Annotated in this window: 21 protein-coding genes; 8 read left to right on the top strand and 13 right to left on the bottom strand. The window is 72.9% G+C overall.

Features of this window, described 5'->3' with window-relative positions; all coding sequences use genetic code 11:
* Window positions 1–61 precede the first annotated feature (61 nt).
* Both G3I54_RS34680 and G3I54_RS34675 read left to right on the top strand, forming a co-directional pair.
* Entirely contained in the window at window positions 62–871 is an 810-nt protein-coding gene (locus G3I54_RS34680) for a methyltransferase domain-containing protein (RefSeq protein ID WP_164620793.1), read from the top strand.
* 85 nt (window positions 872–956) lie between these two features.
* A complete protein-coding gene (locus tag G3I54_RS34675) occupies window positions 957–1,310 on the top strand; it encodes a VOC family protein (protein WP_030588922.1) in 354 nt (117 codons plus the stop codon).
* 22 nt (window positions 1,311–1,332) lie between these two features.
* On the opposite strand, the gene G3I54_RS34670 is transcribed toward G3I54_RS34675, so the two are convergent.
* From G3I54_RS34670 to G3I54_RS34635, 8 genes are all read right to left on the bottom strand, one after another.
* A complete protein-coding gene (locus G3I54_RS34670; protein ID WP_164620791.1) occupies window positions 1,333–3,318 on the bottom strand; it encodes a DUF5107 domain-containing protein in 1,986 nt (661 codons plus the stop codon).
* Window positions 3,319–3,470: 152 nt separating this feature from the next.
* Window positions 3,471–4,367, bottom strand: coding sequence for an arginase family protein (locus G3I54_RS34665; protein ID WP_164620790.1), 897 nt, complete (start codon window positions 4,365–4,367; stop codon window positions 3,471–3,473).
* An 80-nt stretch (window positions 4,368–4,447) separates the two neighbouring features.
* On the bottom strand, window positions 4,448–4,687 hold the full coding sequence (locus tag G3I54_RS34660) for a LapA family protein (protein WP_164620788.1): 240 nt from the start codon (window positions 4,685–4,687) through the stop codon (window positions 4,448–4,450).
* A 140-nt stretch (window positions 4,688–4,827) separates the two neighbouring features.
* Window positions 4,828–6,585 carry a CocE/NonD family hydrolase gene (locus G3I54_RS34655; protein ID WP_164620786.1) on the bottom strand — a complete coding sequence of 586 codons (1,758 nt, stop codon included), beginning with the start codon at window positions 6,583–6,585 and terminating at the stop codon, window positions 4,828–4,830.
* 238 nt (window positions 6,586–6,823) lie between these two features.
* Entirely contained in the window at window positions 6,824–7,807 is a 984-nt protein-coding gene (locus G3I54_RS34650) for an LD-carboxypeptidase (RefSeq protein WP_164620784.1), read from the bottom strand.
* Window positions 7,804–9,819 carry a prolyl oligopeptidase family serine peptidase gene (locus G3I54_RS34645; protein WP_164620782.1) on the bottom strand — a complete coding sequence of 672 codons (2,016 nt, stop codon included), beginning with the start codon at window positions 9,817–9,819 and terminating at the stop codon, window positions 7,804–7,806. The genes G3I54_RS34650 and G3I54_RS34645 overlap by 4 nt, the downstream gene beginning before the upstream one ends.
* Window positions 9,820–9,876: 57 nt before the next feature.
* On the bottom strand, window positions 9,877–11,220 hold the full coding sequence (locus G3I54_RS34640; RefSeq protein ID WP_164620780.1) for a M20/M25/M40 family metallo-hydrolase: 1,344 nt from the start codon (window positions 11,218–11,220) through the stop codon (window positions 9,877–9,879).
* Complete coding sequence (locus G3I54_RS34635; RefSeq protein WP_164620778.1) at window positions 11,213–12,046, bottom strand: M55 family metallopeptidase; 834 nt, start codon at window positions 12,044–12,046, stop codon at window positions 11,213–11,215. Before G3I54_RS34635 ends, G3I54_RS34640 begins: the two co-directional genes overlap by 8 nt.
* Window positions 12,047–12,314: 268 nt before the next feature.
* Here G3I54_RS34635 and G3I54_RS34630 point away from each other — a divergent pair, with 268 nt between their 5' ends.
* Window positions 12,315–13,754 carry a hypothetical protein gene (locus G3I54_RS34630; RefSeq protein WP_164620922.1) on the top strand — a complete coding sequence of 480 codons (1,440 nt, stop codon included), beginning with the start codon at window positions 12,315–12,317 and terminating at the stop codon, window positions 13,752–13,754.
* Between the two features lie 118 nt (window positions 13,755–13,872).
* Complete coding sequence (locus tag G3I54_RS34625) at window positions 13,873–15,558, top strand: allantoin permease (RefSeq protein WP_164620776.1); 1,686 nt, start codon at window positions 13,873–13,875, stop codon at window positions 15,556–15,558.
* A gap of 33 nt (window positions 15,559–15,591) precedes the next feature.
* On the opposite strand, the gene G3I54_RS34620 is transcribed toward G3I54_RS34625, so the two are convergent.
* Entirely contained in the window at window positions 15,592–16,596 is a 1,005-nt protein-coding gene (locus G3I54_RS34620) for an aldo/keto reductase (protein WP_164620774.1), read from the bottom strand.
* A 130-nt stretch (window positions 16,597–16,726) separates the two neighbouring features.
* Between G3I54_RS34620 and G3I54_RS34615 the strand changes: the two genes are divergently transcribed.
* On the top strand, window positions 16,727–17,620 hold the full coding sequence (locus tag G3I54_RS34615) for a LysR family transcriptional regulator (RefSeq protein ID WP_164620772.1): 894 nt from the start codon (window positions 16,727–16,729) through the stop codon (window positions 17,618–17,620).
* A gap of 169 nt (window positions 17,621–17,789) precedes the next feature.
* Here the strand turns inward: G3I54_RS34615 and G3I54_RS34610 are convergent, their stop codons facing one another.
* The 3 genes from G3I54_RS34610 to G3I54_RS34600 all read right to left on the bottom strand — a co-directional run bounded on the left by G3I54_RS34610 (window position 17,790) and on the right by G3I54_RS34600 (window position 21,367).
* On the bottom strand, window positions 17,790–20,258 hold the full coding sequence (locus G3I54_RS34610) for an MFS transporter (protein ID WP_164620770.1): 2,469 nt from the start codon (window positions 20,256–20,258) through the stop codon (window positions 17,790–17,792).
* Window positions 20,259–20,443: 185 nt separating this feature from the next.
* The gene (locus tag G3I54_RS34605) at window positions 20,444–20,887 is read right to left on the bottom strand and encodes an SRPBCC family protein (protein WP_030588950.1); all 444 of its coding nucleotides are present in this window, start codon (window positions 20,885–20,887) and stop codon (window positions 20,444–20,446) included.
* 87 nt (window positions 20,888–20,974) lie between these two features.
* Window positions 20,975–21,367 carry a VOC family protein gene (locus G3I54_RS34600; RefSeq protein ID WP_164620768.1) on the bottom strand — a complete coding sequence of 131 codons (393 nt, stop codon included), beginning with the start codon at window positions 21,365–21,367 and terminating at the stop codon, window positions 20,975–20,977.
* A 123-nt stretch (window positions 21,368–21,490) separates the two neighbouring features.
* On the opposite strand from G3I54_RS34600, the gene G3I54_RS34595 reads away from it, so the two are divergent.
* From G3I54_RS34595 to G3I54_RS34585, 3 genes are all read left to right on the top strand, one after another.
* On the top strand, window positions 21,491–22,528 hold the full coding sequence (locus tag G3I54_RS34595; RefSeq protein ID WP_164620766.1) for an Rv2578c family radical SAM protein: 1,038 nt from the start codon (window positions 21,491–21,493) through the stop codon (window positions 22,526–22,528).
* A gap of 143 nt (window positions 22,529–22,671) precedes the next feature.
* A complete protein-coding gene (locus G3I54_RS34590; RefSeq protein ID WP_164620764.1) occupies window positions 22,672–24,258 on the top strand; it encodes an alpha/beta hydrolase in 1,587 nt (528 codons plus the stop codon).
* A 76-nt stretch (window positions 24,259–24,334) separates the two neighbouring features.
* Complete coding sequence (locus G3I54_RS34585) at window positions 24,335–24,898, top strand: GNAT family N-acetyltransferase (RefSeq protein WP_164620762.1); 564 nt, start codon at window positions 24,335–24,337, stop codon at window positions 24,896–24,898.
* Here G3I54_RS34585 and G3I54_RS34580 read toward each other — a convergent pair.
* Window positions 24,876–25,472 carry an adenylosuccinate lyase gene (locus tag G3I54_RS34580; protein WP_164620760.1) on the bottom strand — a complete coding sequence of 199 codons (597 nt, stop codon included), beginning with the start codon at window positions 25,470–25,472 and terminating at the stop codon, window positions 24,876–24,878. The genes G3I54_RS34585 and G3I54_RS34580 overlap by 23 nt on opposite strands.
* Window positions 25,473–25,741: the final 269 nt, after the last annotated feature.

Below are 25,741 nucleotides of genomic sequence, written 5' to 3'. Positions count from 1 at the left end.
ACGTACGGTGGTTCCTGTCGCCGTGCCCATCGGCGCGAGGTTTCGGGAGAGGACGTACGCCATGCCGAAGGAGACCGCCGTGTACACGCACGGCCACCACGAGTCGGTCCTGCGCTCGCACCGCTGGCGGACCGCCGCCAACTCGGCGGCGTATCTCCTCGGCGAACTCGGCCCCGGCCTGACGGTGCTGGACGTCGGCTGCGGTCCCGGAACCATCACCGCCGATCTGGCCACACTGGTCGCGCCGGGCCGGGTCACCGCGGTGGACACCAGCACCGACATCCTCGGCCAGGCCGCCGCGGTGGCGGCCGAACGAGGGCTGGAGAACGTCGAGTTCGCGGTGGCCGACGTCCACGCGCTGGACTTCCCGGACGACTCGTTCGACGTGGTCCACGCCCATCAGGTGCTCCAGCATGTGGGCGACCCGGTCCAGGCGCTGCGCGAGATGCGCCGCGTCTGCCGGCCCGGCGGTGTGGTCGCGGTGCGCGACAGCGACTACGCGGCGATGACCTGGTATCCGGAGGCGCCCGGTCTCGAGGAGTGGCAGGAGGTGTACGGCCGGGTGGCCCGCGGCAACGGCGGCGAGCCCGACGCCGGCCGCAGGCTCCTGTCGTGGGCGCGGCGGGCCGGGTTCACCGACATCACCCCGACCGCGGGCGCCTGGTGTTTCGCCACCCCGGAGAGCCGCGCCTGGTGGAGCGGCCTGTGGGCGGACCGTACGACGGACTCGGTCTACGCCGAACTGGCCGTACGCGGTGGCCATGCGAGCACCGAGCAGCTCACGGCCATCGCCGGGGCGTGGCGCTCCTGGGGCGAGGAGGGCGACGGCTGGTTCCTGGTCCCGCACGGCGAGGTGCTGTGCCGGGCGTGAGGTGACGAGGGATGCGGGAGGAAGAGGGGCCCGGCCCGACCGGAATCGATCACACCGGTGGCGGCCGCCAACTACCCTCGTACGCATGGAGATCCTCGGAACCACGCTGCGTATCTGCGTCGACGACCTGGAGGCCTCGGTGGCCTTCTACGAGGGGCTGACGGGCACGTCGGCCCTGCGCTTCGAGCGCGGTGGGGTGTCGGTGGCCGCGATCGGCTGCTTCCTGTTGATGAGCGGGCCGGAGTCGGAGCTGGAGGTGCTGCGCAAGGTGGGCGCGACCATCGCTGTCAAGGACGTCGACGAGGCGAACGCGGCGCTGACCCGGGCGGGCGCGCGGGTCATCGCGGGACCGGTGCCGACCCCGGCCGGCCGTAACCTCATCGCGCTGCACCCGGACGGCTCGGTCTTCGAGTACGTGGACCGCAACGTCACCGTCTGACCGGCCGCCCGGGGCGCGTCGATCACTCCTGGGGCGGGCGCATCCGGAAGTCGTAGGCGTCCGGCAGCGGCTCGTCGCTGACGGACGCCCACAACTCGCCCAGGATTGCGGCCCCTTCGCTCAGGTCGGCGACCTCGAATCCGGCGTCGAAGATCGCGCGGGCCGCCCCGGTGTCGCCCTCGGCAACCAGGATCCGGGCGTCGAGCAGCCGGAAGCGTCCGCGGTCGCGGATCTCCTCCGGAAGTCCGGCCAGCAGGGTCCGGGCCGCACCGGGCCGGCCGGCGGACAGCTGTGCCTCGACGGTCTCGCGGGCCAGGGCGGCGAGGAGGGCGACGCCCTCCGGCGACGCCGTGAGGTCGCCCGTTCCCGGAGCGCCGAGGTCCGCGAAGGCCTCGGTGTACAGCTCGGCGGCGTGGTCCGGCCTGCCGCTCTCCTCGGCGGCGACGGCGAGGCAGCGCAGCAGCGGCCAGCGGGGCGCCGGTTCGCACTCCAGGCCGCGTTCCCAGCTGCGGACGGCCTGGGCCCGGTCGTCGGCGTGCCACTGTGCGATGCCCAGGTGGTACTCGGTGTGCGGGCCGGCGTCGGCGGTCTCCAGCATGTCGCGCCAGGGCGGCGAGACCGGTGTCGGTCCGGGTATGCCGTCGGGGCCCGGCTGCGGCAGGGTGCCGTGCTCCAGCAGTTCACGCCAAGGGGCCTGCGGTGTACCGATGGTGGAGAGCGGGAACGGCGTGCCGGGCAGCCGGTGGCCGGCCCGCAGCACCTCCAGCGCGCCCCAGCCGGAGCCGGCGGCGAGCATCTCGCCCGGTTCTGCGTCGGCGTACGGCAGCCACGCCGCGTACGCCTGCTCCACCGTGCCGCGCGGGAGCGCCTGTTCCAACCGCGCCGCGGCCTCACCGGTGGCGGCGGCCCAGTCGCCGCCGTGCACGGTGGCCGGGTCGGCGGACAGCGGACCGTAGGACTCCAGCCAGCTGAACGCGGCTCCCGGTTCGAGCGGGACGTGCTCCAGCTGGGTACGGGCGAGACCGGCCTGGATCTCCGCGTAGCCGCCGCCCTCGGGCCCGCTCAGCCACTCCTGCCAGCGGCGGCCGCCCTTCCCGTGGCCCCAGCGGAACAGTTTGCGGCCGCGCAGCAGGTCGGTGGAGGTCTGGGCGAGTCCGTGGCCGTCCGCGTCGAGCGCGGCGATCCAGCGGCGGGCCTCCTCGGGCAGCTCGTAGAAGTGGTCGGCGGGGTACTCGGAGCGCAGCGGATAGGTGTGGTCGAGGCCGTCCGTCTCCGGGACGCCGACCCGGGTGAGGGTGTGGTCGTAGCCGAAGTGCCAGGCCTCCTCGGCCGGGACCAGCACCCGGGTGCCCGAGGTCTCCGGGACGGCGATGTTGGACCACCAGTAGACCGGTGCGGGCTGCTCGTGCGGGTTGCGTATCCGTACGCCGACGTGCAGGAAGTCGGAGTCGTCCGGGAGCCAGAGGTCCACCTGGAAGGGCAGGTCGCGCAGCCGCTCCCACTCCCAGAGCCGGACCATCGTGCCCCCGTCGGGTGCGGGCACGAGCGCGGCGTGCAGGGGTGCGCAGGACAGGGTGGTGTGGCCGGTGGCGCCGATGTTCCACTCGATCCCGCCGGCGAACCAGGCCCCGTTGAGGGCGAAGGCGGCGGGTTGGAGGACCGGGTTGCGGTGGAGCAGTTCGCGGCCGGTGGGCTTGTGGTGCAGGGAGTGGATCCGGCCGCCGAGTCCGGGCAGCACGGTGACGCGCAGCCGGTCGTTCTCGATGACGACGGCGTCGACGCCGGTGGGCGTGCGCTCACGCCCGTACCCGTCGAGCAGCCGGGCGGGCAGGACGGTGCGCAGGGGCCGGTGGCCCAGTTGCCGGGCCATGTCGCGGGGCAGGCCCACCCGTTCGCGGGGGTCGAGCGTGGGCGGTGGCGCGGGCGTGCGCAGCGGTGGGAGCGGGTTCTCCGGTCCGAGCGGTGCTGCGGGCAGGTTCAGTACGGCACGTCGTACGGTCGTGGCCAAAGCACCCTCGTTCCCTCGCGGCGGGCCGCCGCAGGTCCGGGCGCCCCCGGTGACCATGGAACACGCAGGTGGCCGCGGGGACCAGAGCCCCGTCGGCCGGATTTCGCGCGCTCGGGGCCCGCCCGGAGCTCCGTACGGTCGGGGCCGGCTCGTCAGGCGTCCGCGAGGGCTTCGACGACGAGGTCGGTGAGCAGTGCGCCCGCGGTGCCGTCCGGGTCGAGATCGGGGTCGTAGATGGTGACGTTGAGCCCGACGCAGCGCGGCGAGGAGACGAGCGTGCGCAGCAGCGGGGCGAGTTCGTGCGGGAGGAGGCCGCCGTCGTCGGGGCTGTCGACGGCGGGCATGACGCCCGGGTCGAGGACGTCGGCGTCCAGATGGACCCAGTAGCCGTCGAGAGCGGGTGTCTCCAGGCTCTCCACGGCGGCCCGCGCCAGGACGTCCGGGCCCCACTCGCGGATCTGGCCGACGGTCGCGTGAGGGATCCTCAGGGCGGTCAGCTCCGCCCGGTCCTCGTCCTCGTCCCGCATGCCGAAGAGGCGGACGTCCTCGTCCTTGAGGTAGGGGCCGAGCCCTTCGAGGTCGCTGAGGTCCGGCTGCCCCCGGCCGGTGGCGATGGCCAGCTCCTCGCCGCCCGCCGCGCCGATCCGGTCGCTGTTTCCGGCGTGCCGGAAGTCCGCGGACCCGTCGACGGCGGCGAGCCCGTACCGGCCGAGGCGGCGCAGGGCGAGCGCGGCGCCGAGCTGGATGGAGCAGTCCCCGCCGAGGACCAGGGCGAACTCCCCGGCCCGCACGTGTCCTTCGATACGGTCGGCGAGGGTGCGGGTGTACCGGGCGATGGCGGCGGCGTTGAACACCCCGTCGCCCTCCTGCCAGTCGCCCAGGTCGTAGCGCGGCGGGACGACGACACCGCCCTCCAGAGCCCCGAGCCGCCGCAGGATCCCCTGTTCGCGCAGGGCGCCGGCCAGCTTGTAGACGCCCGGCACGGTGCCGGGGGCCGGGGGCCGCAGTCCGAGGTTGGACGGGGCGTCGAGGACCACGACCGTACGCATGCGGCCCATTCTCGCCGCACCGGCCCGCGGTCCTCAAGCGGATTCGCGGGAGTCCCCGAGGCCGGGGCGCGGGGTCGTCGTCACTTGCCCCGGCGGCGGAAGAGGTAGCCGCCACAGCCCAGGCCGATGAGGAACATCGCCAGCAGGGCGAACCAGAGGGGCATCGTCACCTCGGGGATCAGCACCCGGATGGTGACCTTGTTCGTGTTCACGCAGACGAACACGATGACGAGCACGATCAGCACGGCGACCACGATGCGCCCCGGAGTGAGCCACCCCGTGCCGCGCCCGCTGCCGCTCGATACGCCCTTGGGGCTCATGGTCCGGCCCTTCCGCTCGCTTCTCGCCGTCCGGCCCGCCGTCGTGCACGCGACCGCCCCCCGGGGTCCCAGCATGTCCGGCTGCCGGGGTCGGGGGGCGGTGCTGTACGGCCGTTCGGGTGAAACGGGGGTGCCGGGCGTCAGCCGGCCGGGACCACCGGGAGCTCCAGGACGCCGGTGTCCTCGGGGGCGTGGACGACGGTGACGGGCTTGACGCCGCGGTTGCCGAAGTACGCGGTGTCGCTGGCGGCGATCACGAACTCCAGACGGTGCCCCTTCTCGTACCGGTGGACGATGCCGGGCAGCTCCACCGTGAAGGGCCGGGTGACGTCGGGGACGCGGACCGGCGAGACGAGCCGGTTCACCAGCGTCCGGCTGCCGTCGGGCGCGATGTCGTAGACCTTGGCGAACAGGACGAGCTTGTCGGAGGCGTCGCCGCTGTTCTGGACCCGCTCCGCCTTCGGTGAGACGACCTTCAGGGTGGCCTTCGGCGCGCCGACGACGTCGAGGGGCGCGGTGAGGGGTTCGCTGCGCCAGCCGAGGTAGGTGCCCTTGATGTCGTACGGCTTCGGGTCGGGCAGTCCGATCAGCGGGGCGATGGAGCTCTCGGAGTGGCTGGTGGGCACGAGCCAGTTGGTGTACTGGCGGCTGCCGCGCGCCACCTTGGAGCGATTGTCGACGAGTTTGCCGTCGCCGGAGAGGTACAGGGACTGCGAGAGGGCGGGGACGTCGGCGGCCGAGCCGTAGCCGCTCCGCCAGTCGCGGTAGTAGGAGAAGGCGGGTCCGGTGTCGGTGTCCGTCTTCTTCTGGAGGTAGCGGTCGAACCAGGCCAGGACCCGCTGTCCGACGTGGCTGGTCTCCAGATTGCCCTGGCTCAGGTCGAGTTCGCCGGGCACCTGGCCGCCGCTGTGCCCCCAGGACTGCCAGATCATCTTCGTCTCGGTGCCCTGCGCCTTGAGCGTGCGGTAGGTGGCGGTGGCCTCGTTGAGGTTGAACAGGCTGTCGGCCTGGCCCTGGACGATGAGGGTGGGGGCCTTGACCCGGTCGAGGTAGGAGACGGGCGAGACGCTGCGTGCGTAGGCGAGCATGTCCGCGGCCTTGTCGGCGGGGTAGCGGCCGGAGTTGAGTAGCCGGATGGTCTCGCAGGCGCGGGTGGCGAAGTGCAGGCAGTCCAGCCGGTTGATCCGGGACGGGTCCAGGCTCGGGTTGAGGAGCGGCTGGCCTTCACCGATCAGGTAGAAGCCGTTGGTCCACTGCCACTTGAAGACGCCGGGGGTGTCGGAGGTGACGCCGGTGCGGGCCCCGGTGTTGTTGGGGGCGAGCGCGTAGCCGAGGTCGTTCCAGGTGATCAGTGGGACGAGGGCGTCGACGCGGGGGTCGACGGCGGCGGTCGCCAGCTGGATCGCGCCGCCGTAGGAGCCGCCGATCATGCCGACGCGCGGGTCGCCGTCGGCGTCCTGGGTGACGTAGTCGGCCTTGGTCCCGTCGTCGGCCGCGCGAACTCCCCCGAGGAAGTCGAGGAGTTCGGTCGCGGCCTTTCCGTCGATCCCGGGGTCGTCGAGGGTGATCAGGCAGCCGGACTTGCCGAAGCCGAGGCCGGAGTAGACGAGTCCGACGTAGCCGCGTTCGGCGAAGGCCTTGCCGATGGCGTCGGTGGAGCCGTCGGACTTGCTGCCGCCGAAGCCGTTGGTGGCGAGGACGGCGGGGGCGGGGCGGTCCGCGTCGACTCCGGCGGGCCGGTAGAGATCGGCGTCCACCGTGCAGGTGCGGTCGCCCGCCTCGACGGTGAACGTCAGCGGGGTGACGGTGTACGGGTCGGCCTCGGCATGGGCCGGGCCGGCGAGGACGAGGGGGGCGACGAGGGCCGCCCCGGCGACCGCCACGAGCGGGCCGCGCACTCTGGAAACAGCACCTGACACGAAGACCTCCACACCGAGGACACCTTACCGACCGGTAAGTATTGGGCCGCGCTCATGCTGTGACACAGCTCATAGCCGTGTCAACGCATCGGACAGCGGTTCTTGACGGAAGTTCACGTTCCGCGCGCGAATGCACACATCCGGATGCCCGCGCGGACAGTCGTACGGGCACACCCGTGGTGGCGGATTCGGGTGGGGCGGCCGAGGAGAGGGGCGCTCAGCGCAGGGCGGGCGCCTCGACGGTGAGCGTGCAACGCCCGCCGTCCGCCGGTGCGTCGAGCACCGCGGACACGCCCAGCGGAATCGTCAGCGCGGTCGGGCCGTGGCCGAAGCCCAGCTCCTCGACCACGGGTATGCCCAGCGGGCCCAGCCGGTCGACGAGCACGGCGCGGATCTTCTCGTACGGTCCGCACTCCTGCCAGGAGCCGCAGGCCACTCCGGCGACCGCGTCCAGGGCTCCGGACCGCAGCAGCCGGGTGAGGATGCCGTCGAGCCGGTAGGGCTCCTCCCCCGTGTCCTCGATCACCAGCAGCCCGCCCCGGCCGTGAGTCCGGCCTCCGGGGGTGCCGTTGTCGGCGGCGAGCAGGCTGACGCATCCGCCGTACAGGACGCCCCGCGCCCGGCCGGGGACCAGCGTTCCGGCCGTTTCCAGGCCGAGGGTGCGGACCGTCTCCGGCGCGAAGAGCGTGGCGCGCAGGTGCTCGCGGGTCGGCGCGTCCTTGAGGAACGTCTCGGTGGCGACCATCGGCCCGTGCAGGGTCGAGAACCCGGCCCGCAGGGCGAACGCCTCGTGCAGCACGGTGATGTCGCTGTAGCCGACGAACGCCTTGGGCCCGGCGGCCCGGATCGCCGCCCAGTCGACCAGGTCGACCATCCGGTGCGCGCCGTAGCCGCCCCGGGCGCACAGCACGGCGTCCACGGACGGGTCACACCACGCCTCCTGGAGGTCCGCCGCACGGTCCGCGTCCAACCCGGCGAGGTGGTCCAACTCCGGGTGTGTGTCCCGGGCATGGGCGCCGACGACGGGTTCGAGGCCCCAGTCGCGCAGGACGGCGAGACCCTCCTCCAGCCGGTCGGCCGGAACGGGGCCGCTGGGCGCGACGACGGCGACCCGGGAGCCGGGGCGCAGCCGGGGCGGCCGGGCGAGGGGGGTCGCCGGGCTGTGGTCCTCGGCCGCCGGGGCCCGGTCTCCACGGGTCACGTGGTCAGCTCCAGGGGCTCGACGTCGGGCCGGTCGATACCGAACGTCTGCGCGTAGAGGGAGAGTTCCGCTTCCAATGCGCGGACCAGGGTGTCCGCGCGCCGGAAGCCGTGACTCTCGCCCGCGAAGGCGATATAGGCGTGGGCGACGTCCCGGCCGGCGACGGCGGCGAGGAACCGCTCGCTCTGGGCGGGCGGGCAGATCACGTCGTCCAGGCCCTGGAGCAGCACGAACGGGGTGTTGAGCCGGTCGGTGCGGTGGAGCGGGGAGCGTTCGCGGTAGCGCTCGGGCACCTCGGCGAACGGGCCGACGAGCGACTCCAGATACCGCGACTCGAAGTCGTGGGTCTCGTCCGTGGCCCACCCTTCGAGGTCCAGGATCGGGTAGAGGATCGCCCCGCAGGCGTACAGGTCGGTGGAGGTCAGCGAGGCGGCCGTGGTCCAGCCGCCCGCGCTGCCGCCCCGGATCGCGAGCCGGTCCGGGTCGGCTGCGCCCTCCTCGACCAGGGCCGAGGCGACGGCCGCGCAGTCGGCCACGTCGACCACGCCCCACTGGCCGCGCAGCCGTTCGCGGTAGCCCCGGCCGTAGCCGGTGGAGCCGCCGTAGTTGACCTCGGCCACACCGATGCCGCGCGAGGTGAAGTAGGCGATCTCCAGGTCGAGGACGAGCGGCGCGTGGCCGGTGGGCCCGCCGTGCGCCCGGACGACGTACGGCGGCTTCTCGCCCTCGGGGCCGGTGCGGTCGGGGCTGTGCGGCGGGTAGATGTGGGCGTGGATCTCACGGCCGTCGGGGCCGGTGAAGGTGCGGTCCTCGGGCACCGGGTAGTAGGCCGGGTCGACGGCGTCGTGGTGGGGTGCGCCGATGGTGCGGGCGCGCCCGGTCGCGGTGTCCAGCTCGACCACCTCGGGGCCGCTGCGAGGGCTCGCGGCGATGCCGACGACCCGGCTGCCGTGGACGGCGAGCGTGTCGGACCAGGAGGTCCAGGGGCCCGGGGCGTCGGCGAGTTCGCCGGTCTCCGGGTCGAGGATGCCGAGCCGTTTGCCGCCCTTGCCGTGCAGGACGGCGATCAGTCCGTTGTCCAGCGGATGGAACCAGCGCAGCCCGATCTTCCACAGCGGCCCGCCGAACTCCTCGCCCCGGGGCGGCAGAAGACGGCTGCTGGGCACCACGCCGCCGGCCACCGCGTCGGGGCGGATGCGCTGGAGCTCCCACCAGTCGGCGAGGTCGGAGACGAACAGCAGGCTGCCGTCGCGGTCCCACTCCACCTGGCAGACCGATTCGTCGAGGTCGCCGACGAGGGGCCGTACGCCGGTGAACGCGCCCGTGTCGGTGATGTCGGCCAGCATGACCACCGTGCCGTCCCACGGCATCCGGGGGTGGTCCCAGGCGATCCAGGCCGCCCGCCGCCCGTCGTGGGAGACCCGGGGGCCGGTGACGAACCGGTGCCGGTCGTCGGAGAGTTCACGGATCGCCGAACGGTCCTCGGCCGCCGAGCCGTCCAGCGGTACGGCGGCGACGACCCGCCGTACGTCGGTGGGCGCGGGCCCGGTGAACTCCTCCAGCACACACCACACTTCGCCCGCCGCCCCGTGCTCCGGGCGCACCTGCGGGTCCACCCAGCGCAGCCCGCCGCCGACGTCCGAGACGGGGGTGAGCGGCCACGGCTCGTCCGGCCCGTCGGGGGTATGGGCGTACAGCCGCTGATCGGTGAAGTTGACGAACACCACGAGGAGTTCGCCGTTCTCGCGCGCCGTACCGGCCCAGGGCTGTCCGCCGTACTCGATCACCCGGCTGCGGGCGTTCCAGGGGGCGGGCAGAACGGGGGCGGTGGTGCCGTCGGCGCGGCGGCGCATCAGGGCGCGCCGGCCGCCCTCGGCGGGGCGCGGCTCGGTCCACCACACCTCGTCCCCGACGGTGCCGAGGTGGTCGGGGCGGCCGTCGTGCGAGGCGGCGAGCGCCGCGTCGATCGGCGACGGCCAACTTCCGTACGGCGCTGCTGGCACGGTGTTCACGTAGGTCGGTCCCCCCGGGGCGCGGATCGGTCGGCAGGCGGTCGGACGGTCGGGTGGTCAGGCGGTGCGCAGGTAGTGGTCGAGGACGCGGACGCCGAAGTGGAGGGCGTCGACGGGGACGCGCTCGTCGACGCCGTGGAAGAGCCGCTGGTAGTCGAAGCCGACGGGCAGCTTCAGCGGGGTGAAGCCGTAGCCGGTGATGCCGAGGCGGGAGAACTGCTTGGCGTCGGTGCCGCCGGACATGCAGTACGGGACGGTGTGCGCGTCCGGGTCGAACCGCTCGACGGCGGCGCGCAGCTTGGCGTACGTCGGTGAGTCGACGGGGGCCGTCAGGGCCGTCTCGCGGTGGTAGAACTCCCAGGAGACGGAAGGGCCGGTGAGCCGGTCCAGGGTCGCGCGGAACTCGTCGTCGCCGCCGGGGACCGTGCGCCCGTCGATGAAGGCGGCGGCGTGGCCGGGGATGACGTTGACCTTGTAACCGGCGTCCAGCATCGTCGGGTTGCTGCTGTTGCGGACGGTGTTCTCGACCAGCGAAGCGGCCGGGCCGAGCTTGCCGAGGAGCTGGGCGATGTCGAAGCCGGGGTCGTCGAGGTCGGCGGTGATGCCGTGCAGGGCGGCGATCTCGGTGATCGCGGCCCGGACGGTCGGGGTGAGGCGGATGGGCCACTCGTGCTCGCCGATCCGGGCGACGGCGGCGGCCAGAGTGCTCACCGCGTTCTCCCGGTTGACCTTGGAGCCGTGCCCGGCCCGGCCCTCGGCGGTCAGCTTCAGCCAGCCGGTGCCGCGCTCGCCCGCCGCGATCGGGTAGAGCGAGAGGCCGTCGCCCGCGTGGAAGGTGAAGGCCCCGGACTCGCTGATGCCCTCCGTACAGCCCTCGAAGAGCTCGGCGTGCCGCTCGGCGAGGAAGCCGGAGCCGTCGGCGGCGCTGTCCTCCTCGTCGGCGGTGTAGGCGATGACGATGTCGCGCCGGGGCCGGAAGCCCTCGCGGGCCCAGCCCCGTACGACGGAGAGGACCATCGCGTCCATGTTCTTCATGTCGACGGCGCCCCTCCCCCACACGACGCCGTCGCTGACCTCGCCCGAGAAGGGGTGCACGGTCCAGTCGGCGGGCTCGGCGGGCACCACGTCGAGGTGGCCGTGGACGAGCAGCGCGTCGGCCGACGGGTCGGTGCCGGGGATCCGGGCGACCACGTTGGTACGGCCGGGGGTCCGCTCCAGCAGCGTCGGTTCGATTCCGGCGTCGGCGAGCCGCTGGGCGACGTACTCGGCGGCCGGGCGCTCCCGGCAGTCGCCGCCGCCCCGGTTGGTGGTGTCGATGCGGATGAGTTCGGAGGTGAACGTCACCACTTCGTCGAGCGCCTGCCGGTCGACGGGTCCGAGCAGGTCGGGGGCCTCAGCCATACTGTTCCTCCACAGCGGCCGACACGATCGTCGTCACCGCCTTGAACGTGCGAATTCCTTCGTACATCGTCGCGCTGGTGTACGCGACGCGCCTCTCGCCGCTCGCCGCCACGCCGGGGACCACCGTGGCCGCGGCCGCCAGATGCTCGGCGTCGAACTCCAGCTCCACGGTGAACGCGGTGCCGGTGACGGGCTCCAGCCGGCCCGCGAGCACGGTGGCCGCTTTCGCCGCCGCCCTGATGTCGGCGGCGGTACGGGCGGGGGTGCGGCACACCGCCGCGTAACGCGAGACGTAGTCCTTGACGGCGACCTTCCGGGCGTCGGGTGCGTATCCCTCGGCGTCCACGCAGGTCAGGTCGTCGCCGGTGACGAGGACGACGGGCACGCCGTACTCGGCGGCGACATGTGCGTTGAGCAGGCCCTCGCTGGCACGGATGCCGTTGAGCCAGACGCCGGTGATGGAGTTGGCGAGGTAGGTGTGGGCGAGGACGCCCTCCGTGCCGGCCCCGGTGTGGTAGCCGACGAAGGCCACCGCGTCCACGTCGCCGTGCTGGATGCCCTCCACCATGGACAGCGACTTGTGCTTGCCGGTCAGCATCTGAACGCGTTCGTCCATATTCTCCAGCAGCAGATTGCGCATCGACCAGTGGGCCTCGTTGACCAGCACCTCATCCGCGCCGCCGTCGTAGAAGCCGAGCGCCGCCGCGTTCACGTCCGAGGTGAACATCGACCGGCAGCGCTCCCACTGCGGAGTCCCCGGCAGCACGTCGGCCGGCCAGGTCACTCCGGTGGCGCCTTCCATGTCCGCGCTGATGAGGATCTTCATGCCGCCACACCGTACGCGCCGTGAGCGGCGCGGGCCAGGGAGGGGCGGCCCGCCAGAGGTCCAGTCCGCGGAAGGTCCCTCCGGTGGTCCCGCCCGTGGCTCTCTTCGGGGCACCCGGAGCGAACACTATGAACGCAATGTGCGCGGGGGTTCTCCCCCGGCCGCGGCGCTTCCTAGCATCCGGGCAATCCCGGCGCACACCGCGCCGGGCGGACAGCCAGGAGCCGCCCCCGTGAACTCCCCCCACCCGACCGCCCGTGTCCGGCCGATGTACCGCCGCCACCGGTTCCGCTCCGCCGCGCTGGCCGCCACGATCACGGCCCTGCTGCTCGGGACGGCCGGCAAGGCCCCGGCAGCGCCCGTACCCGCGGGAAGCCCCGCCGGGGGGCCGATCGCCGCCGGCTGTCCGGCCCCGCTGGCCGGAAAGGCCCGGTGCTACACGGGGCTGGACGGGAACGGGGCGCACTACGCGCTCGCCGTGCCGACCCGCTGGAACGGCTCGCTGGTGGTGCACGCGCACGGCGGGCCCGACCTGGGCGACGCCTCGGACCCGGCCCGCTCCACCGAGGACCTGGAGCGCTGGGCCGTCATGGTCGAGGAGGGGTACGCCTGGGCCGGCTCCTCCTACCGGCGCGGCGGCTACGGGACCCGGATGGCGGCGGCCGACACCGAGAGCGTGCGCCGGGTGTTCCTCGACCGGTTCGGGAGGCCGGAGCGGACCTTCGTGCACGGCCAGTCCTGGGGCGGGAACGTGGCCGCCAAGGTGGCGGAGACGTACGGCACGAAGCCGGGGGCGTACGACGGGGTGCTGCTGACCAACGGCGTCCTGGGCGGCGGTTCGCGCGGCTACGACTACCGCGTGGACCTGCGCGTGGTCTACCAGTACTACTGCGGCAACCACCCACGCCCCACCGAGCCGCGGTACCCGCTGTGGCAGGGGCTGCGCCCGGACTCCACGATGACGGCCGCCGGGCTGCGCGCGCGGCTGCGCGAGTGCACCGGCTTCGACGCCGACCCGGCCGCCCGGACCGCGCTCCAGCAGCGCAACCTCGACGACATCCTGGCCGTCACCAAGGTTCCGGAGCGGTCGCTGGAGTCGCATCTGCGGTTCGCGACGTTCACCTTCCGCGACATCGTCTCGACCCGGCTGGAGGGCCGTAACCCGTTCTCCAACCGGGGTGTGCGGTACGCCGGTTCGCACGACGACCGGGCGCTGAACGCGGGCGTGGAACGGTTCTCGGCGGACCCCGCCGCGCGCCGGGACCTCTCGTGGGACAGCGACCTCACCGGGCGGGTGTCGCTGCCCGTCCTGACCCTGCACGCGATCGACGACCCCACGGCGTTCGTCGAGCACGAGTCCGCCTACCGGGCCACGCTGCGGGGCGCGGGGCGCGAGCACCGGCTCGTGCAGAGCTTCACCCGGGAGAGCGAGCACAGCGGGCTGAGCAACGCGGAGTACGCCAACTCCATCGCCGCGCTGGACCGTTGGGCCCGCACCGGCCGCAAGCCCACCGCGCGCTCGCTGGCCGGCTCCTGCGCCGCCTTCGACCGGACCTACGGCACGGGCTGCTTCTACGATCCGGCGTTCCGGCCGTCCTCGTACGCCTCCCGGGTGCTGCCCCGGCCGGGCGGGCTCGGCTGGCCCGCCATGACCGCGGCGCAGGAGCGGGTCTGGGGCCGGATCGACGGGGTGGGCATCGCTCCCTGAGGCACGGGCATGAAGCCGCGGCCGTCCCGCACCCTCTGACGCCCCGTTGGTATACCGTAACGCCGCCTTCACACCGGCCGTACGCGCGGGAAACGGCGACTGCCTAGCGTCGCCCGCCATGGATACCCGCACGCAACTCGCCGAACCGAGCCCACCGGACCCCGCACCGCCCGCCGCCCCGGACGGCCCCCAGGCGGTGCGGGAGACGCTGGAGGATTACACCCTCCGCTTCGCACCGCGCAGTTACCGCCGCTGGACCCCGATGGTCGTGGCGACCACCGCGCTGGGCGGTATCGCGTACATGGCCGACTTCTCCATCGGCGCCGGGATCGCGATGGCCCACGGCACCGGCAACGCCCTGGTCGCGATCACCGTCGCGGCGGCGCTCATCTTCATCACCGGCTTCCCGCTCGCCTACTACGCGGCCCGCTACAACATCGACCTGGACCTGATCACCCGGGGCTCCGGCTTCGGCTACTACGGCTCGGTCCTCACCGCCGTCATCTTCGCCAGCTTCACCGTGATCTTCTTCGCCCTGGAAGGCGCGATCATGGCCCAGGGCCTCAAGCTCGGCTTCGGGCTGCCACTGTGGCTGGGCTACGCCGTCTCCACGCTCATGGTCATCCCGCTCGTCATCTACGGGATGAAGGCGCTCAGCAAGCTCCAGGTGTGGACCACGCCGGTCTGGCTGCTGCTGATGGTCGGTCCGCTGGTCTATCTCGTCGCCACCGACCCGGGCACCGTCGACACCTTCCTCGCCTACGCGGGCACCGACGGCGAGGGCAGCCTGAACACGGCGTCCGTGCTGCTCGGCGCGGGCGTCTGCCTCTCGCTCATCGCCCAGATCGGTGAGCAGATCGACTACCTGCGGTTCATGCCGCCGAAGACCGAGGCGAACAAGCGCGGTTGGTGGACGGCGATGGTCATGGCCGGTCCCGGCTGGGTGGTGCTCGGCGCGATCAAGCAGGCCATCGGCGTCTTCCTCGCCGTCTACATCCTCTCCGAGGTGGGACCGGCCGCGGCGACCGAGCCGATCCAGCAGTTCCGCGGGGCGTTCGACGCGATGATGCCGTCCTGGCTGGTGGTCCCGCTGGCCGTGGTCCTGGTGGTGATCAGCCAGATCAAGATCAATGTGACGAACGCGTACTCCGGCTCGCTGGCGTGGACGAACTCCTTCACCCGCGTCACCAAGCACTACCCGGGCCGCATGATCTTCGTCCTGGTCAACCTGGCCTTCGCGCTGATCCTGATGGAGGCCGACATGTTCAGCTTCCTCAACAGCATCCTGGGCTTCTACTCCAACTGCGCCATCGCCTGGGTGGTGACCGTCGCCACCGACATCGGGGTCAACAAGTACCTGCTGAAGCTCTCCCCGCACGCCCCGGAGTTCCGCCGCGGCATGCTCTACGCGGTCAACCCGGTCGGCGTGACCGCGTTCACCGCCGCCTCCGGGCTGTCCATCGCGATGTACTTCCACGCCTTCGGCGACACGATCCAGCCGTACTCCCCGGTCGCCGCCGTCGTGATCGCCTTCGTCCTCACCCCGGTCATGGCGATCGTCACCCGGGGCAGGTACTACCTGCGCCGCAGCGACGACGGCATCCCGGTGCCGCTGCTGGACACCGAGGGCAACCCGAGCGCGGACGCGTACGACTGCCATGTCTGCCGGCAGTCCTTCGAGCGCCCCGACCTGGCCGCCTGCGCCACGCACGACGCCGTGGTCTGCTCGCTGTGCCTGAGCACGGACAAGGCGGGCGACCATGTGCTGCCGGCCGCCCCGCCCGTACCGCTCTCCGGCGCCTGACCGTCTGTACGTTCCGTAGGCGCCTGACCGGCGTCAGCCCGTCTTCGCGTCCCGCAGCAGCTCCTCGATCCGGGACAGCTCGTCCTCGGTGAACTCCAGGTTCCGGGCGGCCTCGACGCTGTTCTCCAGCTGGGCGACGCTGCTCGCGCCGACCACGGCGGAGGTGAGCCGGCCGCCGCGCAGCACCCACGCCAGGGCCAGCTGCGCGAGCGACTGGCCACGCTCCTTCGCCAGGGCGTCCAGCGCGCGCAGCCGCTCCACCAGCTGCGGGGTGACGGCGTCGGCGGACAGGAAAGGGCTCGCGCCCGCCGCCCGGGACCCGGCCGGAACGCCGTTCAGATAGCGGTCGGTGAGGATGCCCTGCTCCAGCGGCGAGTAGGCGATGGACCCGGCGCCCAGCTCGTCGAGGACGTCCGGCAGCCCGTCGTCCTCGATGCGGCGGTCGAGCATCGAGTAGCGGGGCTGGTGGATGAGCAGCGGGGTGCCGAGGTCCTTGAGGATCGCGGCGGCCTCGCGGGTCTGCGCGGCGGAGTAGTTGGAGAGGCCGACATAGAGGGCCTTGCCCTGCCGTACGGCGGAGTCGAGCGCACCCATCGTCTCTTCGAGCGGGGTGTCCGGGTCCGGGCGGTGGGAGTAGAAGATGTCGACGTACTCCACGCCCAGGCGCTTCAGGCTCTGGTCGAGCGAGGAGCGCAGGTACTTCCGCGAGCCCCACTCCCCGTACGGCCCCTCCCACATGTGGTAGCCCGCCTTGGTGGAGATGACGAGCTCGTCGCGCAGGTGGGCGAAGTCGGTGGCCAGGGCGCGGCCCAGGGTCTCTTCGGCGGAGCCGGGCGGCGGGCCGTAGTTGTTGGCCAGGTCGAAGTGGGTGATGCCGAGGTCGAAGGCTCGGCGCAGGATCGCGCCCTGCGTCTCGGGCGTCCTGTCGCCCCCGAAGTTGTGCCAGAGGCCGAGGGAGAGCGCGGGCAGCAGCAGACCGCTGCGGCCGGTGCGCCGGTAGGGCATGGCGGAGTAGCGGTCGGCGGACGGCAGGTACATACGGAAGCTCCGCGAGGGGTACGGGGGTGGCGCGCCGGGACCGGCGCGGTGCGGCCTCCAGGCTTCCGCAGATGGATCCAGCAGTCCAACAGGAGATTCCGCTCGGATTCATCGCCTAGATTGCTCAATCATGGAATTGCGTCAGCTGGAGCACTTCGTCGCCGTGGCGGAGGAGCAGCACTTCACCCGCGCCGCCGAGCGCCTCGCCGTCTCGCAGTCCGGGCTCTCCGCCTCCGTACGGGCGCTGGAGCAGGAGCTGCGGACCCCGTTGTTCAGCCGCACCACGCGCACGGTCCGGCTCACCGAGGCCGGGCGGGCGCTGCTGGTGGAGGCGGAGCGCACGCTGGCGGGCGCCCGGGCGGCGCGGGACGCGGTCGATGCCGTACGGGGGCTGCTGCGCGGGACGCTGACGGTGGGGGTCGAGCAGTGCGTGGCGGGGGTGAGCCCGGCGCGGCTGCTGGCGGCGTTCCACCGGGAGCATCCGCAGATGGAGCTGAGGCTGCGGCAGGAGGGCACCAGCAGCCTGCTGGACGGGGTGGCGGGCGGCCGACTCGACCTGGCGTTCGCGGCGACGGTCAGCCCGGCGGAGTGGCGCGGCGAGCTGGTGCCGCTGGCCCGGGAGCCGATGGTGCTGCTGTGCACGGCCGGGCACGCGTTCGCCGGGCGGCCGGAGGTGGGGTGGGAGGAGCTGCCGGGGGCGTCGTTCATCGACTTCCACCCGGACTGGGGGCCCCGGCGGGCCGCCGACGAGGCGTTCGCGGCGGCCGGAGTGCGGCGGACCGTGGGCCTTGAGGTCAACGATGTGCACAGCCTGCTGGAGCTGGTGCAGGAGGGGCTGGGGATCGCGGTGGTGCCGCACCACTTCTCCCGCAAGCCGGAGGCGGCCCGGCTGGTCACGGTGGAGCTGGCGGGCGGGCGCCGGCCGGTGTACGAGAGCGTGGCGGTGCTGCCGGCGGCGCGGGGCCTGAGCCCGGGGGCGCGGGCGCTGATGCGGCTGGTGCGGGAGGCGGCGGAGGTGCGCTGAGCCCGCGCGGGCCCGGCGCACCTCCGTGGCGGTCGGGCTCGGCGCACCTTCGTGGTCGTCGGGCCCGGCGCACCTTCGTGGCGGTCGGGCTCGGCGCACCTTCGTGGTCGTCGGGCCCGGCGCACCTTCGTGGCGGTCGGGCTCGGCGCACCTTCGTGGTCGTCGGGTCTCAGTCCTCGTGGCCGAGCTGGAGGTCGCGTTCGGTGCGGCCGCCGCCCGCGACCTGGAGGACGGTGGCGACGGGCGGGTAGCCGGCCGCGATCACCGTGTACTCGCCGGACGACAGATCGACGAACCGGAACGAGCCGTCGGGCCCGGTGGTGAGCGTGTCCACCACATTGCCCGCCGCGTCGAGCAGCGTGACCCGGGCGTCCTCGACGGGGCGTCCGCCGGTGGCCCGGACGACGCCGCGCAGGACGGCTCCGCCCGCCAGCTCGATGTCCTGCCGGGTCTCGCGGGCGGCCTGCACGCTGACCGGGAGGGCGGCGGGGCGGAAGGCGGGGGCGCTGGCGGCCAGCGTGTACTCGCCGGCGACCAGTTCGCCGATGACATAGCCGCCCTCGCGCCCGGTACGGGTGGAGGCGACGACCTCGCCGCGTACGTCGGTGAGGGTGACGGCCGCGTCGCGTACGGGGGCGCCGTCGGGGGTGAGGACGGATCCGGCGAGGCGTCCGGCGCCGCCGAGCACCACGTCCAGCTCGACGGGGCGCTCGCCCACGGTGACGCTGACGGCCTGCGGCTGGTGTCCGCCCGCCGCCGCGATCAGGACGTACGAGCCGGCGCCGGGCACGCTCAGCGCGTACCGCCCGTCCTCGCCGCTGGCCCCGCGCCCGACCTGCTGCCCCTGGACGTCGATGAGGGTGAGGGCGGCCCGGGGGACGGTGGTGCCGTCGGAGTGCTGGACGCTGCCGTGGACCGGGACCCCGGAGAGGTGACCGGCGGCCGGGCGGCCGGAGTCGGCGCGGGCGGCGGGGATCTGGGTGGTCGTGGGCTCGGCGGCGGCTTCGGGGCTGTGGTGGGACACCAGCGGTTTCTCCTTGAGGAAGAAGGCGAGGATCAGGCCGAGCACGAGCACCGGCACGAGGTAGAGGAAGATGCGCGGCATCGCGTCGACGTACGCCTGGATGTAGGCGTCGCGCAGCGCGGGTTCCATCGCGTGGACGATCTGCGGGGTGATCGACTCGGGGTCGGGCAGCTCCGCGCCGACGGGCAGGCGTACGCCGAGGGCGTCGGAGAGCCGCCCGGCGAACAGCGTGCCGAAGATCGCCGCGCCGACGCTGCCGCCGATCTGCCGGAAGTAGTTGTTGGCGCTGGTGGCGGTGCCGAGGTCCGAGGGGCGCACGGAGTTCTGCACGGCGAGCACCAGGACGGACATGACCAGTCCGATGCCGACGCCGAGGACGGCCTGGTAGAAGCTGTACGCCAGCGGGGAGGTGTCCGCCTCCAGCAGGGACAGCAGCCACATGCCGACCACCGAGACGGCGCTGCCGACGATCGGGTAGATCCGGTAGCGGCCGGTGCGGGTGATGAGCTGGCCGGAGACGACGGAGCCGCCGACGATGCCCATCATCATCGGGAGCATCAGCAGCCCGGATTCGGTGGCGCTGGCCCCGTCGACCATCTGGAGATAGGTGGGAAGGTAGCTGGCGGCCCCGAAGAGCGCGATGCCGACGACCGCGCCGACCAGGCCGGTGACGTTGAAGACGGAGTCGCGGAACAGCCGCAGCGGAATGATCGGTTCTGCGGCCCGGTGTTCGGCGGCGACGAAGAGCGCCGTCGTGAGGACCGCGCCCGCCGAGAGGGCCAGGATGGTGCGCGAGCCCCAGGCGTACTCGGTGCCGCCCCAGCTGGTGACCAGCACCAGGCAGGTGGAGGCGACGGCCAGGAGCACCGCGCCCAGGACGTCGAGGCGGGGCCGGACGGCGGGCCGCGGCAGCTTGAGGACGACCGCGATGACGGCCAACGTGACCAGGCCGAAGGGGACGTTGATGTAGAAGCACCAGCGCCAGGAGGCGTGGTCGGTGAAGAACCCGCCGAGCAGCGGTCCGGCGACCGAGGCGAGGCCGAAGACGGCGCCGATGAGGCCCATGTAGCGGCCGCGCTCCCGGGCCGGGACGATGTCCGCGATGATCGCCTGGACGCCGATCATGAGGCCGCCGCCGCCGACGCCCTGGATGGCGCGGAAGGCGATCAGCTCGTCCATGGTGCGCGACCAGCCGGCCAGCGCGGAGCCGATGATGAAGACCACGATGGCGAACTGGAAGACGCCCTTGCGGCCGAAGAGGTCGCCGAGCTTGCCGTAGAGCGGCAGGACGATGGTGGAGGCGAGGAGGTAGGCGGTGACCGCCCAGGACATCTTCTCCAGGCCGTGCAGCTCACCGACGATCTTCGGCAGGGCGGTGGCGACGATCATCTGGTCGAGCGCCGCGAGCAGCAGGGTGAGCATCAGCCCGAGGAAGACCATGCGGACCTTGCGGGGGCTGATCTCCGCCGCGGCCCCGCCGGGTCCGGGTCCGGCCGGAGGGGGTGGCGGGGGCGGTACGGCGGTTTCGACGGTCGCCGCCGTGCCGTCCGGTGCCGGGCCGTCGGGCCCCGTGCCGTCCGGCTCGTCCTTCACCAGCGTGATACCACCCACCACGTAACGCTCCCCTCGTCGCACCTGCGCCGCCCATTTCTCGCATCGCGCGGCAAGGCGGGGCAAACGTGACGAGGGGCGTACGCGGCGCGTACGGAGGGCTTATGCGCCGGTGGGAGCCACTACGGCGCACAACCGGCCGCCCCGGAAAACCACCCGTTCCGGTGAGGCCGGTTCTGCGTGCGCTCCTACTTCTCGACCTCGGTGGCGAGGTTCTGGAGGAGCTCGTCGTAGATCCGGCCGAGGCCCTTGGGCGCGAAGGTCCGCTCGAAGAACCCGCCGATGCCGCCCGCGCCGTCCCAGACCGTGGTCACCACGGCCTTGGACTTGCCCTCACCGGCCGGGGTGACGGTCCAGGTGGTGACCATGGAGGAGTTGCGGTCCTTCTCGACGAGCTGTCCGTCGGTCGGCTCGCTGACCTCCAGCAGGCAGTCGCGGACGCGCTTGCTGGTCGCCTGGAGCTTCCAGTGCACGAGGGTGCCCTCGCCATCGCCGCCCTCCCGGACCTCGTACTCGCTGAAGTGCCCGGTCAGCACCTTGCCGCGGACGTCCTTGTAGTCGGCCAGCGCGTCGAACACCGCCTCTGCGTCCGCCGCGATGATCCGCTCCGTGGTGGCCTCGACCTGCGCCATGGCTGTTCCTCCAGCAATCGGTGAATCGGGGGGTGGGCTGAGCCAACCACCTAGGGTGCGGCCGCTCAAAATCGGGGCCGGACGGGGTCAGGGGCAGCGGGTCGCGAGGACGCAGAACTCGTTGCCCTCCGGGTCGGCGAGGACGACCCAGGGCGCGTCGCCCTGACCGACGTCGGCGCGGCGGGCGCCGAGCGCGAGCAGCCGCTCGACCTCCTCGCCCTGCTCCCGGTCGGTGGGGTTGACGTCGATGTGGAGCCGGTTCTTGACGGTCTTGCCCTCGGGCACCCGCGCGAAGGTCAACGCGGGTGGCACGGGGCCGGAGCGGTTCTTGCCCTCGGGCACCTCGGGCGAGCCGATGATGACCACGCCGTCGTCCTCGTCCTCGTCCTGCACCTCGTAGCCGAGGACCGCGCACCAGAAGCGGGCGAGGCCGACGGGGTCGGCGCAGTCGATCGCGAGCTCGGTGAACTTGCTGGCCATGGTCGGGACCTCCCGGTCACGTAGCGGTTCCTCCAGGGTCCACACGGTAGTCGCGGGGCCTGCCTCGCACGATCAAGGGAACAAGTGTTCTATTCTGCGGTCAGTGCTACCGAGGAGGCGTCCATGCGCTGGGACCATCTGGTCGAGAAGAACCCCACGACCGGGGACAGCGCGCTCTTCGCCGCGGACGCGGTGACCACGCGCACGTTCGACACACCTGAATTCCGGGGAATCACCTTCCACGAGATCCGGGCCCGTTCGATCCTGAACCGGGTGCCCGGCGCCTCACGGATGCCGTTCGAATGGACGGTGAATCCGTACCGGGGCTGCACGCACGCCTGTGTGTACTGCTTCGCCCGCAAGACCCACAGCTATCTGGACCTGGACACCGGCATCGGCTTCGACTCGCAGATCGTCGTCAAGGTCAACGCCGCCGAGCTGCTCCAGCGGGAGCTGGCCTCCCGGCACTGGCGCGGCGAGCACGTCGCGATGGGCACCAACGTCGACTGCTACCAGCGGGCCGAGGGCCGCTACCGGCTCATGCCCGGCATCATCACCGCCCTGCGCGACCGGGCGAACCCCTTCTCGATCCTGACCAAGGGCACGCTGATCCTGCGGGACCTGGAGCTGCTGCGGCAGGCCGCGGAGGTCGCCGAGATCGGCGTCTCGGTCTCCGTCGGCTTCACCGACCGGGAGCTGTGGCGGACGGTCGAGCCGGGCACGCCCTCGCCCGAACGCCGGCTGGACGTGGTGCGCGCGCTCACCGACGCGGGCATCGGCTGCTCGGTCCTGATGGCCCCGGTCATCCCGTTCCTCGGCGACCGCCCGGAGCAGTTGCGCGCCACCGTCGCCGCCGTCGCGGACGCGGGCGCGGGCGCCGCCTCGGTGACCCCGCTGGTGCTGCATCTGCGCCCCGGCGCGCGCGAGTGGTACATGCACTGGCTGGGGCAGCACCATCCGCAGCTGGTGGAGCGCTACGAGCGGATGTACGCGGACGGGGCGTACGCCCCCACCTGGTACCAGCGCCGGATCACCCGTCAGGTGCACGAGCTGGCGGACGAGTTCGGGATCGGCCCGGCGCACCGGGGCGCGGCCCGGCGGATCGAACCGATGCCCGCCGCCGCACCGGAGCCCGGCCCCACCCAGCTGACCCTGCTGTGAGGACCGTGGGGCCTCCGGTGGGGCCGATGGCGTGACCGTACGGGTCGACTCCGCGCGGAACGGGCCCTTCCGCCGGGGAATTCGGGGAGCATGCGGCGGGGACCGGTGATCCGGCGCCGCGTCCCGCCACTCCGGGAGGCCCCATGACGAAACGTGCAGGAATTCTGGTCGCCGTCGGTGCGACCGTCGCCGGTCTGCTGACCGCCGCGCCCGGCCCGGCCGCCGCCACCCCGGCGAGCACGCCGCCCGCCCCGAAGCTGAAGTGGACCGACTGTCCGACCGAGAGCTACCCGACGCTCCAGTGCGCGAAGGTCCGCGCCCCGCTGGACCACCGCCGCCCGTCGGGCCGTCAGGTCACGCTCGCGCTGTCCCGCGTCCCGCACACCGCGAAGACCTTCCAGGGCCCGCTGCTGGTCAACCCGGGCGGTCCGGGCGGCAGCGGTCTGTCGATGGCCGGGTTCGTGGCGTCCTCGCTGCCGAAGAAGGTCGCCGCGCAGTACGACGTGATCGGCTTCGACCCGCGCGGCGTCGGCAAGAGCACCCCGGCGCTGAACTGCCTGCCCGGGCACTTCGATCCGGTGCGACCGGACTCGGTGCCGGACTCCTACCGCGCGGAGCGGATCAACCGCGACCGGGCGGAGTCCTTCGCCCGGGCCTGCGGCGAGAAGCACGGCGATGTGCTGCCGTACATGGACACGGTCAGCGCGGCCAAGGACCTCGACGTGATCCGCCGGGCGCTGGGCTCCCGGCAGATCAACTACTTCGGCTACTCCTACGGCACCTACCTCGGCGCGGTCTACGCCAAGCTCCACCCGGAGCGCGTGCGCCGCCTGGTCCTGGACTCGGTCGTCGACCCGGACGACGTCTGGTACGAGGGCAACCTCGGCCAGGACTACGCCTTCGACGACCGCCACAAGGCCTTCGCCGCCTGGGTCGCGAAGCACGACGCCGCGTACGGCCTGGGCACCGACCCGGCGGCGGTCGAGGCCGCCTGGTACCGGATGCGGGCGGACGTGGCGCGGGAGCCGGCGGGCGGCACGGTCGGCGCGAGCGAGCTGGAGGACACCTTCCTGCCCGGCGGGTACTACAACGGCTACTGGCCCTACCTCGCCGAGGCGTTCGCCGCGTACGTGAAGAACCGGGACGCCGAGGCGCTGGTCGAGGTGTACGAGAATTTCGGCGCGGTCGACGCGAGCGGCGACAACGGCTACTCGGTCTACACCGCCGTCCAGTGCCGCGACGCCGGCTGGCCGGAGCACTGGAGCACCTGGCGCAACGACAGCCGCCGGATCCACAAGAAGGCGCCGTTCATGACCTGGAACAACACCTGGTACAACGCGCCGTGCGCGAACTGGCCGGTGGCGCCGTTGCAGCCGCTCCCGGTGAACAACCGTCAGCTGCCCCCGGCGCTCATCCTCCAGGCCACCGACGACGCGGCGACCCCGTACGGCGGCGCGGTCAGCATGCACCGCAAGCTCAAGGGCTCCAGCCTCGTCGTGGAGGAGGGCGGCGGCAACCACGGCATCACGCTGAGCGGCAACGACTGTCTGGACGAGCATCTGACGGCCTATCTGACCGACGGCACGGTGCCGCGCGGCCGGGGCGAGGCGGACGCGGTCTGCGCCGCCCTCCCGGACCCGAAGCCGCTGCCCGCCGAGAAGGCGGCGGCGCAGTCGGTGGACAACAGCAAGGGCAGCCGACTGCACGGCCTGCTCGGCTTCCGCCGCTGAGCGCTTCACCAGCGCCCCGACGGTCCCGGCGAAAACAGCGGGCGGGATGCGAGGGGGTGGGCGAGGATGGCCCGGCATGAGGCACTCCACCACTCCCCCGCACCCGCCCGGCGCCACGGTCCGTGACATGCGGATCGAGGACTGCGAGGCGGTCGCCACGATCCGGGTGCGCGGCTGGCAGCACGCCTACCGGGGCCTGCTGCCGCAGCCGTATCTGGACCGGATGGACATCGCCGAGGAGACCGGGCTGCGGCGCACGTACTTCGCCGAACGCGGCGAGTCCGTCAACGTGGTGGCCGAGCGGCCGGACGGCGCGGTGATCGGCTGGGCCTGCACCGGCCCGTACCGCGCGGAGGGCCGCCCGCTCCCCGGATGCGAGCTGTACGCGATCTACGTACTGCCCGAGCACATCGGGACCGGGACCGGCCGCGCGCTGCTGGCCGAGCTGACGGCCCGTGCCGTCGCCGCCGGCCACCCGGAGATGGCGCTGTGGGTGCTCCGCGACAACGTGGCGGCGCGCGGGTTCTACGAGCGGGCCGGGTTCCGGCCGGACGGAACCGAGGACACGTTCACGGCGGGCGGGGCCCTCGTGACCGAGGTGCGCTACGTCCGCCCGCTCACTCCCCCGGCAGCCGGCTGAGCGCGTCCGCCGCGGCCGTGCCCAGGCGCGGGTGTGGCAGGGCCGCCGTGAGGACCGGCCGGGCGCGGTCGTCGGCGAGGCGGCCGAGCCCCTCGACGCAGGCCAGGGCGACGCGCCAGTGCGGTTCGCCGGGGGCCAGCAGGCGTTGGAGGGTGGCGACCAGGGCGGGGACCGACTCGGGGGCCCGCAGGTCGGTCAGCAGGCGCACCGGGTGCAGGGCGTAGGCGGTGCGCAGCGCGTTGGTGGCGAGGGCGGCGGCGGCCCTCGGGGTGCGGGGGTCGTTCAGGCGGGCCAGGGCGTGGGCGGCGGAGACGCAGCGTTCGGGGTCGCGGTGGTTGAGCAGGAGCACCAGCGCCTCGAAGGCCCGCCGGTCGCCCGCGCAGCCGAGCCGGAAGGCGGCCAGCTCGCGGGCCCACAGGGGGCGGTGCGGCTCCACGAGGACCAGGGCCAGCTCCTCCGGGTCCTCGGCGGCGACGAGCCGGGCGTACTGCGGCGATCCGGCCGCCTCGGGCTCCAGCCGGTCCATGAGTGAACGGAACTCCTCATCCATGACGCTCAGCGTATCGACGGACACGCTCCGTACGGGCCGTCATCGAGGAGTTCATGTGGTCCAGGCCACAAGGATCCAGGGGTGGCGCGCTCGTTACTCGCCGGTTAGTCTCATCTGAGCGGGGCACACTCCCCGCAGGCTCCGGTGGCCTGGTGACGCAGCCTCCGGAGTGCTTGTCGGTTCGGCTTTTCCGTGCGACGCGACTCCGGGACAGAGTCCGTCACCTTCCGACCAGGCGCGCTCAAGCGGCCCTGCGTCGAGTACCACGACACTCAACCTCCGCATGCCCCGCG

This window comes from Streptomyces sp. SID14515 (assembly GCF_010548505.1).
GTDB lineage: Bacteria > Actinomycetota > Actinomycetes > Streptomycetales > Streptomycetaceae > Streptomyces > Streptomyces caviscabies.
Note: the sequence above shows the minus strand (reverse complement) of the source record. Positions and strands in the feature narration are given on the sequence as shown.

Coding starts and splice junctions, on each gene's coding strand:
- G3I54_RS34630 (WP_164620922.1), top strand. CDS start 12,315: ATGTACCGCCGCCACCGGTTCCGCTCCGCCGCGCTGGCCGCCACGATC.
- G3I54_RS34665 (WP_164620790.1), bottom strand. CDS start 4,367: ATGCGTACGGTCGTGGTCCTCGACGCCCCGTCCAACCTCGGACTGCGG.
- G3I54_RS34600 (WP_164620768.1), bottom strand. CDS start 21,367: ATGGCCAGCAAGTTCACCGAGCTCGCGATCGACTGCGCCGACCCCGTC.
- G3I54_RS34625 (WP_164620776.1), top strand. CDS start 13,873: ATGGATACCCGCACGCAACTCGCCGAACCGAGCCCACCGGACCCCGCA.
- G3I54_RS34605 (WP_030588950.1), bottom strand. CDS start 20,887: ATGGCGCAGGTCGAGGCCACCACGGAGCGGATCATCGCGGCGGACGCA.
- G3I54_RS34675 (WP_030588922.1), top strand. CDS start 957: ATGGAGATCCTCGGAACCACGCTGCGTATCTGCGTCGACGACCTGGAG.
- G3I54_RS34640 (WP_164620780.1), bottom strand. CDS start 11,220: ATGGCTGAGGCCCCCGACCTGCTCGGACCCGTCGACCGGCAGGCGCTC.
- G3I54_RS34590 (WP_164620764.1), top strand. CDS start 22,672: ATGACGAAACGTGCAGGAATTCTGGTCGCCGTCGGTGCGACCGTCGCC.
- G3I54_RS34620 (WP_164620774.1), bottom strand. CDS start 16,596: ATGTACCTGCCGTCCGCCGACCGCTACTCCGCCATGCCCTACCGGCGC.
- G3I54_RS34660 (WP_164620788.1), bottom strand. CDS start 4,687: ATGAGCCCCAAGGGCGTATCGAGCGGCAGCGGGCGCGGCACGGGGTGG.
- G3I54_RS34635 (WP_164620778.1), bottom strand. CDS start 12,046: ATGAAGATCCTCATCAGCGCGGACATGGAAGGCGCCACCGGAGTGACC.
- G3I54_RS34595 (WP_164620766.1), top strand. CDS start 21,491: ATGCGCTGGGACCATCTGGTCGAGAAGAACCCCACGACCGGGGACAGC.
- G3I54_RS34680 (WP_164620793.1), top strand. CDS start 62: ATGCCGAAGGAGACCGCCGTGTACACGCACGGCCACCACGAGTCGGTC.
- G3I54_RS34585 (WP_164620762.1), top strand. CDS start 24,335: ATGAGGCACTCCACCACTCCCCCGCACCCGCCCGGCGCCACGGTCCGT.
- G3I54_RS34615 (WP_164620772.1), top strand. CDS start 16,727: ATGGAATTGCGTCAGCTGGAGCACTTCGTCGCCGTGGCGGAGGAGCAG.